Source organism: Paenibacillus sp. IHB B 3084 (genome assembly GCF_001447315.1).
Taxonomy (GTDB): domain Bacteria; phylum Bacillota; class Bacilli; order Paenibacillales; family Paenibacillaceae; genus Paenibacillus.
Window position 1 is genome coordinate 1,039,218 of sequence record NZ_CP013203.1, and the last position, 15,573, is coordinate 1,054,790.

The following is a 15,573-nucleotide window of genomic DNA, read 5'->3' on the forward strand; positions in this document are numbered from 1 at the left end:
CGAAAATTGGCAATAAAAAAACCTGAATACAGAAAGCAGACAGCTTTATAAAAAGCCAATCTTCTTTCAGCATTCAGGTTTTGCCTTCTGGTTTAGAAGTAGCAATCCTAAATCCCTGATCATCCATGAAATCATTGATTTTTAATGATACGCTCGATATGAATGGTGAGATATAGCATCTCATCCTGGGATAAGCTCCGACCATAGATTTTAGTCGTATAATCTCTTATTTTTTCAGCACAGGCGTAGGCATTCTTGTACTGCACCTTAACCATATCATGAAGGGAATTATCTGCATTTTGTACAGGGGTCCCATTCATTACCCGTTGAGCAAAAAATTTGAGATGTGTAATAAAGCGGTAGTAGCTTAACGACTCTTCATCCAGCTCCATTACGAAAAAGCGACTCACAATGTTCATGATATCCTTGACGATGTTAGTCAGGGTTATCGTTTCGCGCATTTCGCTGTTGAGCTGAGCATTCACCAGATGCAGGGCGATGAAGGCTCCTTCATCATCCGGAAGCGTAACTCCCAGCTTGTCCTGAATCATATGCAGTGCTTTGGTCCCAATCGAAAATTCCTTGCGGTACATTCGTTTGATTTCCCAGAAAAGGGCGTTTTTTATATCCATCCCCAAACGATAACGCTCTATGGCAAAATGGATATGATCCGTCAGCGAAATGTAGATGCTGTCATGCAATTCCACACCGAGTATCGTTTTGGCATATTGAATGATCTCATCAGAAATTTCAACATATTCAATAGGGATATCAGACATCAGGGTCATCAGTTTGCGGGAAACCTCGGTGCTTTCAAGCTTAAAGATTTTCTCAATATGCCCTTCATCAATCTCATCGCCTGTGCTTTTTTAAAAGCAATGCCTCTTCCCATAATGACTAATTCTTTCTGCTGCTCATCAATGACCGTTACGACATTATTATTCAGCACCTTTGCTATCTTCATTCCATCACCTTAGGCCGCTTGGAGTAGTAAAAAAGGCAATACCAAAACTGACACTTAGTGCCTGCTTATGGTTTTGCCTGATATGATCAGTAACAATCCACGAATGTGCAGTTTGAATAACTGTCATCATAGTATCATATTAGCACTGAGCTGACAAGATTTTTTTGTAAACACTTTCATAAGGTACCTGGGCGAGCGGCAACACCAAATCACTGACGTTAATCAGCATGATGGTGCTGCCGCGTGTCCGATTTTGAAGTTAGAAAACATGTTCGCCCAATGTGTGGAATGACACGTCCTGCGACGGTTTATTCGAAGTCACCTAGCTGTTTGCACTCTTTTCCACAACCAAGTCCGAAGCTGTGCTGATGCCAGATGCAGTTGCTCCTTTGGAGTGTTCCTCTTGTTCATCCGCAAAGCCCATGAAATACGTAATTACACCAGCCGTAACAAACGAAATGACCATCCCAAAAACGGCGTACACAAGCGTGGAGTCACTAAACAGCGGTAAAGTCATTAGTCCGAATAAGCTCACGAGAGAAGTAATTGCCGTTTCAAACAGGCATACAAATGCCCCACCTATGGCCCCGCCGATCAGCGCAGCAAGAAACGGTTTTTTGAAACGTAAATTAACACCATACATGGCCGGTTCAATGATTCCCAGCATGGCTAACAAGCCTGTGGTTGCGGCCAGCGCCTTGACTTTGGAATTTTGGATTTAATACATACGCCGAACGCCGCTCCCGCTTGAGCCATAACCGCCGACACCATGACAGGAGCAATATAATCATAGCCCGTCGCAGCAACGGATTCCAGCATATCGTTCACCAGCATATATTGCATGCCCGAAAAATGAAGCAAAGGTATAGTGCCTCCATACAGCAGACCCGCTAATACTTCCGAATTGAAGAAGAACAATGAAGAAAATTCTTCTGACAATGTATGAGCCAGGGCAGTCCACAGAGGACCAAAAACAAACAGCATTAAAGGCATGATAATGATGAGTGTCAACGTTGGGGCAACCAGTAGCTGAATGGAATAGCGATTTAATTTGCCCAATCCTTGCTCAATCTTCGCTGCAAGCCAAACGGCAATAAGGATCAGTATAAAGGAAGAAATATACTGGGGCTCCGCCACTGGTAAACTGGTCGAGCTGATCTCTTTAGCGGACTTCAGCACTTCCGTAAGGCTGGGAAAAAACGAGCATCCCCCGATGACTGCTGCAATAAATATGTTGCTGCCAAGCTTTTTGGCTGCGCTTACTGCCACCATAAAGGGTAAAAGATAAAATACTATTCCGCTAATGTACACTATAATTGTAAAAATTCTAAAATTAGAATCAATATCCAGATACAACAAGACAGAAGCTATCACCTGAATGATTCCCGCCCCGATCAGTGCCGGCAGGATTGATGTAAATACGCCCGAAATAAAATCAAACAGTCGACTTATCGGATTTCCCTTTGTGACCGTTTTATCGCTACCGGAAGTGGGCTCCTGTTTGTCTTCTCCTCCTGTCTGCGAACTCATTTCTTTGGAAAGTAAATCCTGATTCATAAAAGCCTTTTCCCCTTTTTATGTATATTGAAGGCCACATTCGTACTTATATATAACTGCTTACAGGAAGTACATGGAAGGTGACATTCCTTATACTACTTTCATTACTTCTTTTTACAATAGTTTTAAAAGAAGGGATGAGATATTTATTTTCGTGCTCCATATAATCACTCCACCTAAACACCCAAGACCATAGATATATATTTTTTGTTTGTTTTTGGGCAAATATGACTATTCAACCGCCTGTTAATTATGTAAAATAGGTCTAACCTACTTTTTAGTAATTCATGGATTACTTCCCTTTCTTGTTCTTGCCCCTTGAATACAGCTGAAATATACATAGAATCCGAACATTTTCAGTTTTTTCTTCAAGCAGAAAAGGAAAATAAGTAGATCATGACTTGTCTAATGTCAAATTGGACAAGCGACCTACTTCAAGCAGGGAAATCTGTATATTTTCTTTTTAATACCAACTTGTCATCATCATGTGGGAGGAGATTTTTCATGCAGCGTTTTAACCGTTCCATTGGCGCAAGATTACGGATTATGATTTTATTGATTCTACTCTTCGCGTCCCTTCTGTTCAGTGTCAGTTTTTATGCAGTATCCATGAGTATCATTAATAACAGTGTCATTCCTCAGGTGGATCAAATGCTGGAAACCGGGGCCAAGAGTGTGTATCAGGATCTTAATATTTCTTTGGCAGTCCAGGCACAGCAAGGAAATGGTTCGGATTCCGGGTCAGGTATGCAGATGGAATCTTATCTTCAGGATAAGGTTAACACTCTTAAGCTTGAATCAGCATATATCGCAGTGGTGAAAGATGGTAAGGCCGAGGTTATCGCACGAAATGAAAAATCGTTATATAAGGTCAAGGATGCACTGGTTCCTGTGAAGGATATCAAAAAAGCAAAACAAGGCGAGATGAATGTTAGCGATATTTACAGCGATTCATACGGAGTACACAAAACCGCCTTCTTTGCCATATCGGGCAGTAACCTGGTCCTGGGTGTGAACGAGGACGTTGGCTTTGTGCAGGACAAATTCCAACAAATTTTATGGATTTGCATAGGTATTACAATTGCAACGCTCCTGCTGGGTGGAATTATTTCTACCATTGTCGTGCGCAAGGTTGTAGAGCCCATTGCAGAACTGGTTCGTCATAGTGAAAAAATTGCTCAAGGTGACCTGTCACAAGAACCGAAGGTTATCGGTAATAACGAAATTGCACAACTTGCCCGCAGCTTCCAATCCATGTCCCATAATCTGAAAGAAATGATCGGCCATGTGCTTTCCACATCCGGTGCAGTTGTAAAAGGCTCGGACGAGCTGCTTCGCCGGACTGAAGCGATGGGGGGAAAAGTACAGGACTCTACTGTTGCCGCAGAGGAAGTGGCAAAGGGCAGTACCAGCATAGCTTCTGCTGCTGCCGAAAATGCACAGGCTATGGAGGAAATCGCACAAGGCGTTCAGCATATTGCCTCCTCTGCCAATGATGTATCCGATCAGATCAGTGAAGCAACCGAAGAAACAGTGAACGGCAATACGCTCGCTCAAAATGCCGTAGCCCAAATGTCGCAGGTAGGACAGGCTGCCGATGAGTCGCTTCGATACATCCATAGTATGAATGAGCGCTCCGAGGCCATCGGAAGCATCGTTTCGGCTATTTTTGACATTACAAAACAGATTCAAATGTTGTCCCTGAATGCCTCCATTGAGGCTGCTCGTGCAGGTGAGCATGGACGCGGCTTCGCCGTTGTAGCCGGAGAGGTTCGCAAGCTCGCCGAGCAGTCAAAAGAAGCGACACAGCAAATTTCCGATTATCTGGTAACCATTCAGGAAGTATCGCAACAGTCCGTTGACTCTGTGACCCGGGTCAGCCGTGAAATTCATTCGGGAACGGAAATGGTGCAGCAAGCGAGTACAGCCTTTAATCAGCTAAGCCAGCTCATGCAAACAATCAATGCAACGATTCAGACGGTATCCGCAGCAACAGAGCAGGTATCCGCCAGCTCAGAGCAGGTATCGGCATCCGTGGAGGAGACAGCTCTCATCGCTGCCAATGCCCAGCATATGATTCAGGAAATCGGTTTTAATGCCGATGAGCAACTGAATGAAATGGAAGGCCACAGCGAGGTCGTACGGCAATTAAGCAAGCAAGCGACCGAACTGCAAAAAGCCGTACAAAAATTCAAAATCAACTAAGATAAACTACAAGGAAAGAGGTATCTCTCGGCCACGATCACGGCTGTGGAGATACCTCTTTATTTTTAAAAGCGTATTTTATACGATCATCTATAAAGGTTAAGAGTCCATCCCCATAATGCGGTAGATTCGGTCCATGTCCAAATGGGCCCGTACCACCTCTGCAACACGGTCAAACTCACGTTCCTTGGCTTCACGTACGGTAAAGGTGCTGTCCATCGCTGCCAAGCCCTTGGCTTGTCTCAATCCATCCAACCAGGAACGACGAAAACGATCGTTATCAAACACCCCATGCAAATAGGTACCCCATACTTTACCATCCGCTGTTCCCCAACCCTCCTCAAAGGTGGTTCCCTCACCGCGACGAATATGGAATAACGTGTGCATTGGGTTCATTTCCTCGGCACTATCTGTAGGCGCGTGTGGTTCCGTAACACATTCCGTAACGCCCATATGTATCTCATAGCCTTCAATCATCGTCGCGGGAGCAGAATCCGAATCGGGCGCAATTAGCAACAATGGGCAGTGAGTAGACAAGGTTCCCTGTACGCGTACCGTTTGCTTTTCCTTTAAAAAGGTCGTGGATAGAGCCAGCCAACCTAACCCTTCTGCCTGCTGCGGCAACCCAGATTCGACCGCTTCGGGATCAAACAAGGCTGTGCCGAGCATCTGATAACCTCCACAAATGCCAACTAACTGCGTGCGTCCCGTAGTCATAGCCTCCCGAATGTCCTGCTCCAGACCTCTTGTCCGCAATTCAAGCAGATCGCCAATCGTGTCCTTCGTCCCCGGTAAAATAATAGCGTCAGGTACACCCAGTTCTCCGGCCTCCGTGACATAACGTACACTCACATCCGGCTCTGCGGCCAAAGCATCTGTGTCTGTAAAATTGGAAATACGCGGATAGCGAATGACCGCAATGTCCAGCGCTTTATCCTTTGCAGACAGCTTGGGCTTCTTGTCCAGCACCACAGAATCCTCTGCCTCAATGCGGATATCCGGTAGATAGGGCAGCACGCCGAGTACAGGAATACCGGTTCGTTCCTCCAGCCAGTCCAGTCCCGGCTGAAGCAGGGACAGATCCCCTCTGAACTTGTTAATGACGAATCCACGGATACGCTGCACCTCATGCGGCTCCAACAACTCAATGGTTCCTACCAGAGAAGCGAAAACACCGCCCCGGTCGATATCCGAAATAAGCAGCACTGGAGCGTCCGCCCAGCCCGCAAGATTCATATTTACAATATCGCGGTCCTTTAAATTAATCTCTGCCGGGCTGCCTGCCCCTTCCATAAGCACAATGTCATAGGTATCACGCAGCCGATTCAGCGCGTCCATGACCGTCTGCTTGGCTTGCGGCAAAAATTCCTTTCGGTAATCGGAAGCACTCATATATGCATAAGGTACACCGTGAACAACAATTTGTGAATGCATATCCTTGACCGGCTTGATCAAAATTGGGTTCATGTCGGTCGTTGCTTCAATACCGCAGGCTTCTGCCTGCACACCCTGAGCGCGTCCAATTTCTTTGCCGTCCTCGGTGACATAAGAATTTAGCGCCATATTTTGTGACTTGAACGGTGCGGGACGATAGCCATCCTGCGTGAATATACGGCACAGTGCAGTGGTCACCACGCTTTTGCCCACATCCGATGCTGTACCCTGAAGCATAAGCACTGCTGCGGGATTCCTGCGGGACGGTTCGAAAGTTGACAATTGCCTCTTCCCCTTTTACCAATTCATTTAAAAATCTGCTTACAGTCCGCACAAAATCACAATAAACAGCAATATAACAGTCTCCAACAATTCGTTCAGGGCTCCGTAAATATCCCCTGTCAGTCCACCCAAACGGCGGTTAATACGGCTTGCTGTGAAGCTTCCAACACCATTGGCCAGCAGCGGCAGCAGCAAAAAGCCTGTCCAAATGGCTAATTCGCCCGGATGGGAAAAGATTGACTGCCCATACGCTGTAAAAGATGTATTGTCCATGTCCATGCCACCTGTTCCTGTGAACCATCCGGCAATGATACATTGCCCTGCTGCGGCACCCAACGTGATGAGTACAGCCCAGAACACAGCCAATCCGGCACGTCTGCTACTCATATCAGCAAAACGCGCCGCCAGTCCATCATCATTACGAGCTTTCGGCCAGCGCTTCATCGCGCTTACCATAAACCAGCGGCTCCAAACCATCGGAAGCAGCAATAAACCGGACAGATCCCGTTCAGCCAGCACCGTATACAGCAAAGAAGCCTTGAGCATAAGCAACAACACACAAGCAATGACGCCCATCGCTCCTACACGGCTATCCTTCATAATCTCCAGCATCCGTTCACGGGAACGGTAGCTGAACAAAGCATCAGCCGCATCCATCCAGCCGTCCAGATGCAGCCCGCCCGTGAGCCACACCCAAACGGCAAGAGTAAGAACTGCACATGGCAACGGTGGCAATACCAGAGAGGCAAGCGCTGCAAAGCACCATACGATGAGGCCGATGACCATCCCTACCAACGGATAATAGCTTGCACTACGTTTCAGCAGCTCTGGCGAAAAATCCAGCTCTGCCTTAACTGGAAGACGGGACAAAAATTGAAAAGCAGCCGCAATCGCCTGACGTTCGCCGCTCATAGCTTGTATTCCAACTGTTTTAGTTCTACGGGAATGCCAGCCGTCACCAGAAATACCTCATCACAAAGGCGGGCGATCCGCTGATTCATCATCCCGCTTAAATCCCGATACAGCCGTCCAAGCGGATACTCGGGTACAATGCCGTCACCGACCTCATTGGTCACGATGACGAGCGGCCCCGGATACTGCTCCACGGCTGTCGCCAGATCATCCATGGCGGCACGGGCCGCAGCTTCGCCGTCCTCATCTGCGGCCAGCAGCACGTTCGACAGCCAGAGGGTCAGGCAATCGACCAGCACCATGGGTGCAGGCGATGGCTGCGGTACCTGGCTGACGTGCAGGTCGGCAGGATTGCTGCCTTGCGCAGCCAGCCGTGGCTCTACGCCGCTGCCCAGGCGTCGCAGCAGCTCCGGCAGCGCCTGCGCTTCCTCCAGCGGCTGCCAGTCATACCCGGCAGACTCGCGCTGGAGCCGATGAAGGGCGATACGCTCCTTCATCTCCACGTCATAGGCTTGCGCCGTTGCAATGTAGCAGGCGCGCGAGGCGCGCGACATGCACAATCGCTCGGCAAAGCCGCTTTTACCGCTGCGTGCACCGCCGGTCACGAGCGCCTTCATCGCTGCGCGGCTCCCTGACCGTCCGATACGCCTGCATCGGCAAAGGTCGCCATTTCGCGCATAATGCGGCACGCCGCATCAATCAGGTGCAGGCTAAGCGCACCACCTGTGCCCTCCCCGAGCCGCATGTCCAAATGAAGCATCGGCTCCAGCTTAAGCTCGCGGAGCACCGCCGCGTGCCCGCGCTCGTCCGAGGCGTGCGAAGCGAGCATGTACGCTGCGCTTGCAGGCGCAAGTGTACGCGCAGCGAGCGCAGCTGCGCCGGAGATAAAGCCGTCCAGCACGACTGGACAGCGATGAGCGGCTGCGCCGAGGATGACGCCTGCTAATGCGGCAATCTCCAGGCCGCCGACCTTGGTCAGTACGTCAAGGGCGTCGTTTCCGTCAGGCTGGTTCACGTCCAATGCGCGGCAGACGACCGCTATTTTACGGGTCAGCCCAGCCGAATCCACACCCGTGCCCCGGCCGACGATCATTTCTGGCTCCAGCCCGGTAAGAGCACATACGACCGCAGCGCTGGCCGTCGTATTTCCAATGCCCAGCTCTCCGGTTACGAATAATCGTGTGCCGTCTTTGACTGCTTCCGCCACTGCTTCCGCCACTGCTTCAGCTCCAGCCAAAATCGCTTGCTCGGCTTCCGTACGCAGCATCGCTGGCCCCTTCGCCATGTTTGCGGTCCCCATACGCACCTTACGGTTCACCAAATCCGCGTGAGCGACATCTGCATTCACACCCACGTCTACCACCTTGACATCTGCACCTGCATGACGTGCAAGCACATTAATGGCCGCGCCGCCGGACAGCATGTTATACAGCATTTGCTGTGTAACCTCTGCCGGAAAGGCGCTGACCCCCTCTTCACATACACCATGATCCGCTGCCATGACCATAACCGTTTTGCGGTTAAACTCAGGCTTGTCCACCCCCGTAATGCCTGCCAACTGTATAGCCAGACTTTCCAGCTTTCCAAGACTCCCCGGTGGCTTCGTTAATTGGTCCAAATGCTCCGAGGCCGCCAAGGCTGCCGCCCCGTCCGGCTGTGCAATGCTGGCGATCAACTGCTGTAATTTTCCGTTCATGCCCTCCACTCCCTGCTCCCTATATGTGTTTAGCGATCTCATCATAAATTCTGTTTCTTCAATACTTTACTCAAATTACTCCAGTCGTTCGCCCCGACCAGTTGCATCCCGTGCACTTCTTCGCAGTAAAAGCTGCGGCACACCACTATCCGGATGAGGCAACATTACAGGCTCAACACCATATACATGGCGAATCCGCTCCTCTGTTAACAGCTCTGATGAAGCTCCTAACCCCTCAACCATTCCGTCCTTGAGCACAAGCAAGTCATCACAAAACTGGGCAGTCAAATTGAGATCATGCAGGACAGAGATAATCGTCACGCCCGTTTCCCGCCGCCATTCCGCCAGCAGCTCCATAAATTCAAGCTGATAGCGTAGATCCAGATAGGTTGTAGGCTCATCCAGCAGCAAAATCTGTGGCTCCTGCACCATCACCTTCGCCAAAGCCACGCGCTGCCGCTGTCCCCCGCTCAAACGGTCTAACGACCTGTCCGCCAAGTCGGTAAGATCCAGCCTCTCCAGCACACGATCCGTAATGATTCCCGGGTCAATCCCTTTTTCCTTATCCACCTTTTCTCTACCAAACCAGTCCTGATGGGGAAAGCGTCCCATTTCCACGACTTCCCTTACCGTGTAACCCACCGGGGGGAGCCCCTCCTGCTGGAGCACAGCTACAAGACGGGAAAGCTCTTTTCTGCCATAGCTAGTGACCTTTTTACCATATACAAGAACGTTTCCCGAAGTCGCGTGATCCACACCGGAAAGCAGATGCAGCAACGTCGACTTTCCACTCCCGTTCGGGCCGATGATGCCCCACCAATCTCCTTCGTCTACGCTCCAGCTTATATTTTTTAACGCATGGAATTCCCCAAAATCACGAGTCAGACTGGCAATCTCCAACGCCCGGACTCGCGATGCCTGTGGTCCACTTGGTTCCTTCACAGCAATCCCCCCTGCGCAGCTTCTTGTTCCGGTACAGGAGATATGCGAAGAACGGTGCACCGACAAAGGCCGTCATGACACCCAGTGGAATTTCGGTCGGAGCCAGTAGCGTACGTGCCGCAGTATCGGCCCAAGCCATGAAAATAGCCCCGCCCAGCGCGGATAACGGAACGATCATCCGATAGTCGGGGCCCGTCACCAGACGGATGATGTGCGGTACAACGAGTCCCACAAAGCCAATCACTCCGCATACCGAGACAGCCGCGGCTGTCAGCAGCGTGGATATGATAAGAACAGATAGCTTCGTTGCATCTACATTAACCCCCATATGAGCCGCCTGACGTTCACCCAAGGCCAGAATGTTCAGCACTCGTGCCCGGTTCCACAGAAACACCAGCCCAATGACCACATAAGGCAAAAGGATGCCTGTATACGACCAGCCGCGCAGACTGAGGCTCCCCATTGTCCAGTACAATATTTCATTAACCGTCTCCTTCGACATGGCTGTCAGAAAAGAAACAACTGCACCCAGAAAAGATTGCATCACCACGCCCGATAAAATAAGGCTTTGCGTCGGAATTTTTGCGCCTTCCCGCGCCAACGTCAGCACCATCCACAACGTCAGCATTCCGGTCGTAAATGCCACCAGCGGCAGTGTCCATACGCCTACAAACGAAAATTGAAGCCCCCAATAAATCAGCACTGCTGCCCCTACCGAAGCACCCGAGGATACCCCCAGCGTGTACGGATCAGCCAGCGGATTGCGCAGCACACCTTGAAATCCGGCTCCCGCCAGCGCAAGCGCTGCGCCTACCAGCATTCCCAGTAAGACACGCGGCAGTCTGATCTTCAAAATAATCTGCTCTGTGGATGGATTCCAATCCGGTGTAAACGTCTCACCTAACCACGGCAGATGGTTGACCAGAATACCCGTGATCTGGCTGACGGGAAGCTTGGCCGAGCCGATGCCGAGACAGAGCAACAGCGTCAGCAGCAATAAGGCAAGACCTGCCCCTCCAAAGCCGATCAGTCTACGAGTCATTTGAAAATTTCAGGATACACGCCCTTGGCCACTTCCTTGAGACCTTCCGTTACACGCGGACCCGGACGACTGATCAGATTATCATCCACGGCAAACACCCGGTTTTGACGAACAGCCGATATTTGATCCCATCCACTACGGGCTTTGATAATATCGCCGAGCGTCTGGCCTGTTTTGTCGTCCTTGACATTTTTGCTGTATAATATTACGTCCGGATTCGCCGCTATAATATTTTCCTCACTGATCTGGTACCAGCCCTTTTGGGTTGCAGCTACATTTTCCCCGCCCGCCAAAGAAATCAGCTCATCCATAAACTCTCCCTTGCCAACCGTCCAGCCGGGTGAAAATTCGACGTATACTCTCAGCTTCTGCCCTTTGCCGATATTTTTAACACCGTCTTTCACTTCCGCAACATCTGCTCTCATCTTGTCGGTTACCGCTCTCGCTTCTTTCTGATGGTCGGTAATTTTCCCATATAGTTCAATGTTAGCCATGACATCTTCAACCGTTTTCGGCTCGGTTTTAAAAATCATGATTCCCAGGTCACGCAGCTTGGTCGTCGCCTGCTCACTGAGCGATATTCCTGCAAAAACGACTTCGGGATTCGCGGCGATGATCGCCTCTTCATTCGGCTTCATAATACCGCCCACTTTGGGCTTCTTCGTAGCCGCTTCCGGGTAATCGGAATAGTCGGATACGCCGACAATTTCCTTATCCAGTCCAATGGCGAACAGCGCCTCGGTTTCAGCCGGGGAGACGGAAACGATTTTGTCCGGCGCTTTTTTGAACGTAAACTCCTGCCCGGTCGCATCCTTAATGGTCAACGGGTAGACCGTTTTGCCCGGAGGCTCCTGAGCGGTTGCTGTCTGTCCCGGTTGCTGTGAGACTTGATCCCCTTTATTTTCAGCGTTCTTTCCGTTAGCTCCACATGCACTCAGCACAACCGCCAAGACCAGAGCCAATAAGCCTGTTGTCCAGACCTTTATTTTATTCCCTGCCATGATTTACACCCCTCCATATAAATTCTTTAAGAGCGTCACTTGAACATCATCCGATATCTGCTAAATCCAGCCTTCTTTTCCTTTCAAAAAACCCCTGCATCCTCAGATAAGGATACAGGGGTCACGTTAGCGCAGCTCATATGCAGGCGGCAGTTTCTTCCGCATGGACAGTCACTGCGAACACGTCATCCTTTCCTCGAAGGACTATGGTGACAGGCGGACGGGCAGGTATCCTGACTTACAGAACCATGCGACAGCCTGTTGCTCCTTCATGTGCTTTGCGGCACATATAGCTGGGCGGGCTGGCATTTTTCCATTTACAGTGGCGGGACCGCGCCGGATTCACACCGGCTTCCCTTTTAACAGCGCACCGGAAAGAACCCGAGGGTTTCATCCCGCTACACCGACCTCGTCTGCTGGATATTTGATGTAGTGTTGGTCAAGCCGTTCTTTTACTTGATGATTATAGGTTAAAAAAGACTGGCTTACAACCCAAACCGCCTGTTCACTTGCCCCTATCTGACCTAAAAAGAAAACACCTCTCCTATCCACTGGTGTCGTTCTCCCAGCCTCAACCGAATCGTAATTGCCGCTCCCGGCTTCGGATTCAGACTCCAAAAATCATGACCCGGTACCAGCATACAAGCCAACTGACGAATCACTCCACCATGCGTGACGACCAGAACAGAAGGTGGGGCATCAGGCATGCCTGTTTTCTGAACATCCATCATTTTACGCCACTCATACAAAGAGTCTAGGAATTCATCGAGGCGGTTCACAAAGTCTGCCCAAGGCTCTCCCCCCGGCGGCGTAATTCGCTGCGGCTCATCAATCCACGCTCGATACAACGCCACATCCTTGAGCATGTCATACGTTTTTCCATCCCATTCCCCAAAATGAAGCTCTCTCAGATGTGGTTCCATGATGGCAGACCTAGCGGAACTATTAGATAGGAAACGTTCAGACTCCCATTTGGATGTCAGCTCCAACCGTGATTCCGGTTTCAATTCGAAGTGGGTTCCCTCTCCAAGCTCTGGTCCCAGTTCCGATTCCGGCAAAATGATCTGCAAGGTCTGACGACAACGTATCAAGTCACTGCAATAGATTCGGGCAAAGGAATGCATCTGTAATTTTTCCCGCAAAGGCTCTAATTCTTGCTCTGCTCCCGGTAGCAATCCCAGATCGGAGTGCCCCAGGTATCGACGTTCCCTGTTCCATAAGGTTGTGCCGTGCCGCACCAGCACAAGTTCCAAGTCCCACTGCTGATGTTCTGTAAAATAATGCTTCAAGGTCATATCGCTTCCTGCTCTATAGGCAGCATTCGGTGTGTCACGCTTCACTGTATCCACCCCAGTGCATAGCATCCGGCGGACACGAACAGACACAATCCCGCAAACATGCTGGACACGGCAAACATCAGCCGGATCGTATGCCGGATATCATCCGGCTCCATCGGTCGCACCAGCTCTCCCATATATGCGCGAAAGGAGCGCACGCTATGATATACATTATAGCCTCCGAGGCGAATCCCCAGTGCACCCGCAACTGCTGATTCCGGAAAGCCGCTGTTTGGACTGGGATGCAGCCGCGCATCTCGCCTTACCATACGCCAGCTACGTCCAGCATCATGCCCATAAACCCACGCTGTTACTACCAGCATACCCGCTGTCAGGCGTGCCGGAATGTAATTAGCGGCATCATCCAGACGTGCCGAGGCCCAGCCCAAATGCAGATACTTTTCATTTTTGTAGCCAACCATGGAATCGAGGGTATTCACGGCACGATAAGCCAGCGCTAATGGTGCTCCCCCGATCAGGGCATAAAAAAGCGGGGAAATAATCGCGTCCACGATATTTTCAGCCACCGTTTCGACGGTACCGCGCACAATCTCAGGCTCATCGAGCTGCTGCGTATCCCGCCCGACGATCATTCCCAGCTCCCGGCGTGCCGCAGGCAGATCACCCGCCTTTAATTCGCGATACACTGCCATTCCGGCGTCCTTTAGTCCTTTGGAAGCAATCGTGGTGGCGATCAGCACAATTTCCGCGCCGACAGACAGCCACGGATGAATCCAGGCGAGCAAGCGCAGTAACGTCCAGCCAAGCGCGAAGGAGCCGCCCACCACAATCAGTGGCAGCAGCAAGCCAGCGCGTTTCAAACCACGGTCACTGTGAACCCGGCGGCGAATTGCCCTTTCCAAGGCAGAAATGGCATGTCCCATGCCGATGACCGGATGTGGCAACCACCTCGGATCGCCGATCAGCCTGTCCAGAAGATATGCAGCCATCATGATCAAGCTAACTGTCACGCCGCCGTTCCTCCTCCAGCACTTCACCCAATACAGACAGTAGCATGCCGTTGGCTTCCGTGTCCTTGACTGCAATTCGAAAATGGCTCGTCGTTAGCCCCGGGTACATGGCACAACTACGTATAAGAATCCCGCGCTGTCCAAGCGCCTGTTGAATGGCCGATGCGCTCCACGTCCCCGGCGCCCGTGCCAGCACGTAATTCGCTTCACCGGGGATGACACCGCAACCCCATTCCGCCAAAGCGGTCAGCAGACGGCTACGCTCCGTAGCAATCAGCTCCTGCGTGCGGCGCTCGTACGCCTCACCGCTCCGCAAACACGCCTCTCCGGCCAGCAACGCCAGTCCGTTCACGCTCCAGGTCACCTGCTTGGCCGTCATTCGCCGGATGTAGTCCGGATGAGCAATCGCATAGCCCAAGCGCAAGCCCGGAATCGCATAAAATTTCGTCATCGACCGGATCAAAATCACATGGGGATACCGATCCAGCACAGGCAATAGTGAAATTTGCCGCTCCTGCGGGATAAAATCAATAAACGCTTCATCCACCACCAGCACGGTGTCCGTTTTCCCCGCCGTCTCTGCCAGCTCGCGCAGCTCCTGATCGCCGTATTGCACACCGTTCGGATTATTCGGCTGACCGAGAAACAGAACATCCACCTGCTCCATGAGCTGGATTATGTCTTCCACGTCCGCCTTCCATTGAAGCGAGGCCTTGCCGTACACCCTGCTTACCTCGGCTCCAAATTTGCCTGCCAGCTCGGCATATTCCGAAAAGCACGGCTCCACCGTGCCCACACGCTTGGGAGCCAGTCCCAGTAACAGCAACGCCATGCTCTCAGCCGCACCGTTTCCGATACTCAGCGACTCTGGTGGAACATGAAGTCGCCGCGCCAGCATATTTTTAAAATTCCGGTGTCCGGGGTCTGGATAGCGAACCACAGTGTCCAACGCGCTTTGTAGCACCTCAAGCACCTCCGGTGGCGGACCCAGCGGATTAATGTTCGCGCTAAAATCCACAAAATCCGCAGCCGCCCCGCCGAATGTCGCCGCAGCCGTCTCCCTGTCCCCGCCGTGACCGTAAACCTCTATCATTGCCTATCATCCTTTCCGGCCGTTCCGAATCATTAGCTCCATTATGGGGCTGCTTTTCGCGTCCCGTCAATGCAAATGAGCTTTTGTGTACATCGCTCACTTGGGTTACAATAGAAGGAGGTACACATAAAACTACA

Annotated in this window: 12 protein-coding genes, 2 pseudogenes and 1 riboswitch; of the genes and pseudogenes, 1 reads left to right on the forward strand and 13 read right to left on the reverse strand. The window is 51.0% G+C overall.

Translation table 11 applies throughout. The features are described from left to right. Positions 1–131 precede the first annotated feature (131 nt). The 3 genes and pseudogenes from licT to ASL14_RS04855 all read right to left on the reverse strand — a co-directional run bounded on the left by licT (position 132) and on the right by ASL14_RS04855 (position 2,521). A pseudogene (licT, locus tag ASL14_RS04850) lies at positions 132–964 on the reverse strand (BglG family transcription antiterminator LicT). Between the two features lie 322 nt (positions 965–1,286). Further along, complete coding sequence (locus ASL14_RS27780) at positions 1,287–1,631, reverse strand: hypothetical protein (RefSeq protein ID WP_223264199.1); 345 nt, start codon at positions 1,629–1,631, stop codon at positions 1,287–1,289. Positions 1,632–1,633: 2 nt separating this feature from the next. Beyond that, positions 1,634–2,521, reverse strand: coding sequence for a PTS sugar transporter subunit IIC (locus ASL14_RS04855; RefSeq protein ID WP_223264200.1), 888 nt, complete (start codon positions 2,519–2,521; stop codon positions 1,634–1,636). Between the two features lie 504 nt (positions 2,522–3,025). On the opposite strand from ASL14_RS04855, the gene ASL14_RS04860 reads away from it, so the two are divergent. Next, positions 3,026–4,726 (forward strand): methyl-accepting chemotaxis protein, encoded by a 1,701-nt coding sequence (locus tag ASL14_RS04860; RefSeq protein ID WP_134910659.1) that lies wholly within the window; start codon positions 3,026–3,028, stop codon positions 4,724–4,726. A gap of 99 nt (positions 4,727–4,825) precedes the next feature. Here ASL14_RS04860 and ASL14_RS04865 read toward each other — a convergent pair whose 3' ends face one another. The 10 genes and pseudogenes from ASL14_RS04865 to cobD all read right to left on the reverse strand — a co-directional run bounded on the left by ASL14_RS04865 (position 4,826) and on the right by cobD (position 15,436). Continuing rightward, positions 4,826–6,442 (reverse strand): cobyric acid synthase, encoded by a 1,617-nt coding sequence (locus ASL14_RS04865; protein ID WP_134910660.1) that lies wholly within the window; start codon positions 6,440–6,442, stop codon positions 4,826–4,828. 39 nt (positions 6,443–6,481) lie between these two features. Then, positions 6,482–7,354: an adenosylcobinamide-GDP ribazoletransferase gene (gene cobS, locus ASL14_RS04870; protein WP_134910661.1), complete on the reverse strand. Its 873-nt coding sequence runs from the start codon at positions 7,352–7,354 to the stop codon at positions 6,482–6,484. Further along, positions 7,351–7,971 carry a bifunctional adenosylcobinamide kinase/adenosylcobinamide-phosphate guanylyltransferase gene (locus ASL14_RS04875; protein WP_134910662.1) on the reverse strand — a complete coding sequence of 207 codons (621 nt, stop codon included), beginning with the start codon at positions 7,969–7,971 and terminating at the stop codon, positions 7,351–7,353. The genes cobS and ASL14_RS04875 overlap by 4 nt, the downstream gene beginning before the upstream one ends. Further along, positions 7,968–9,050 (reverse strand): nicotinate-nucleotide--dimethylbenzimidazole phosphoribosyltransferase, encoded by a 1,083-nt coding sequence (gene cobT, locus ASL14_RS04880; RefSeq protein ID WP_134910663.1) that lies wholly within the window; start codon positions 9,048–9,050, stop codon positions 7,968–7,970. Before cobT ends, ASL14_RS04875 begins: the two co-directional genes overlap by 4 nt. Before the next feature lie 75 nt (positions 9,051–9,125). Next, the gene (locus tag ASL14_RS04885; RefSeq protein ID WP_134910664.1) at positions 9,126–9,992 is read right to left on the reverse strand and encodes an ABC transporter ATP-binding protein; all 867 of its coding nucleotides are present in this window, start codon (positions 9,990–9,992) and stop codon (positions 9,126–9,128) included. A gap of 4 nt (positions 9,993–9,996) precedes the next feature. Then, positions 9,997–11,034, reverse strand: a pseudogene (locus ASL14_RS04890) (FecCD family ABC transporter permease); the annotation flags it as partial. Continuing rightward, positions 11,031–12,035, reverse strand: a complete 1,005-nt coding sequence (locus ASL14_RS04895; RefSeq protein ID WP_134910665.1) for an ABC transporter substrate-binding protein — start codon at positions 12,033–12,035, stop codon at positions 11,031–11,033. The gene ASL14_RS04895 and the pseudogene ASL14_RS04890, both read right to left, overlap by 4 nt. Positions 12,036–12,241: 206 nt before the next feature. Next, a riboswitch (cobalamin riboswitch) is annotated at positions 12,242–12,435 on the reverse strand. A gap of 124 nt (positions 12,436–12,559) precedes the next feature. Next, a complete protein-coding gene (locus ASL14_RS04900) occupies positions 12,560–13,330 on the reverse strand; it encodes a histidine phosphatase family protein (protein WP_134914397.1) in 771 nt (256 codons plus the stop codon). Positions 13,331–13,371: 41 nt separating this feature from the next. Further along, a complete protein-coding gene (gene cbiB, locus ASL14_RS04905) occupies positions 13,372–14,343 on the reverse strand; it encodes an adenosylcobinamide-phosphate synthase CbiB (protein WP_134910666.1) in 972 nt (323 codons plus the stop codon). After that, on the reverse strand, positions 14,333–15,436 hold the full coding sequence (gene cobD / locus ASL14_RS04910; RefSeq protein ID WP_134910667.1) for a threonine-phosphate decarboxylase CobD: 1,104 nt from the start codon (positions 15,434–15,436) through the stop codon (positions 14,333–14,335). Before cobD ends, cbiB begins: the two co-directional genes overlap by 11 nt. Positions 15,437–15,573 lie beyond the last annotated feature (137 nt).

What these genes read in the sequence shown, in the direction of transcription:
- ASL14_RS04895 (WP_134910665.1), bottom strand. Translation starts at nt 12,035, where the DNA reads ATGGCAGGGAATAAAATAAAGGTCTGGACAACAGGCTTATTGGCTCTG.
- ASL14_RS04900 (WP_134914397.1), bottom strand. Translation starts at nt 13,330, where the DNA reads ATGACCTTGAAGCATTATTTTACAGAACATCAGCAGTGGGACTTGGAA.
- cobS (WP_134910661.1), bottom strand. Translation starts at nt 7,354, where the DNA reads ATGAGCGGCGAACGTCAGGCGATTGCGGCTGCTTTTCAATTTTTGTCC.
- ASL14_RS27780 (WP_223264199.1), bottom strand. Translation starts at nt 1,631, where the DNA reads ATGCTGGGAATCATTGAACCGGCCATGTATGGTGTTAATTTACGTTTC.
- ASL14_RS04855 (WP_223264200.1), bottom strand. Translation starts at nt 2,521, where the DNA reads ATGAATCAGGATTTACTTTCCAAAGAAATGAGTTCGCAGACAGGAGGA.
- cobT (WP_134910663.1), bottom strand. Translation starts at nt 9,050, where the DNA reads ATGAACGGAAAATTACAGCAGTTGATCGCCAGCATTGCACAGCCGGAC.
- ASL14_RS04875 (WP_134910662.1), bottom strand. Translation starts at nt 7,971, where the DNA reads ATGAAGGCGCTCGTGACCGGCGGTGCACGCAGCGGTAAAAGCGGCTTT.
- cobD (WP_134910667.1), bottom strand. Translation starts at nt 15,436, where the DNA reads ATGATAGAGGTTTACGGTCACGGCGGGGACAGGGAGACGGCTGCGGCG.
- ASL14_RS04860 (WP_134910659.1), top strand. Translation starts at nt 3,026, where the DNA reads ATGCAGCGTTTTAACCGTTCCATTGGCGCAAGATTACGGATTATGATT.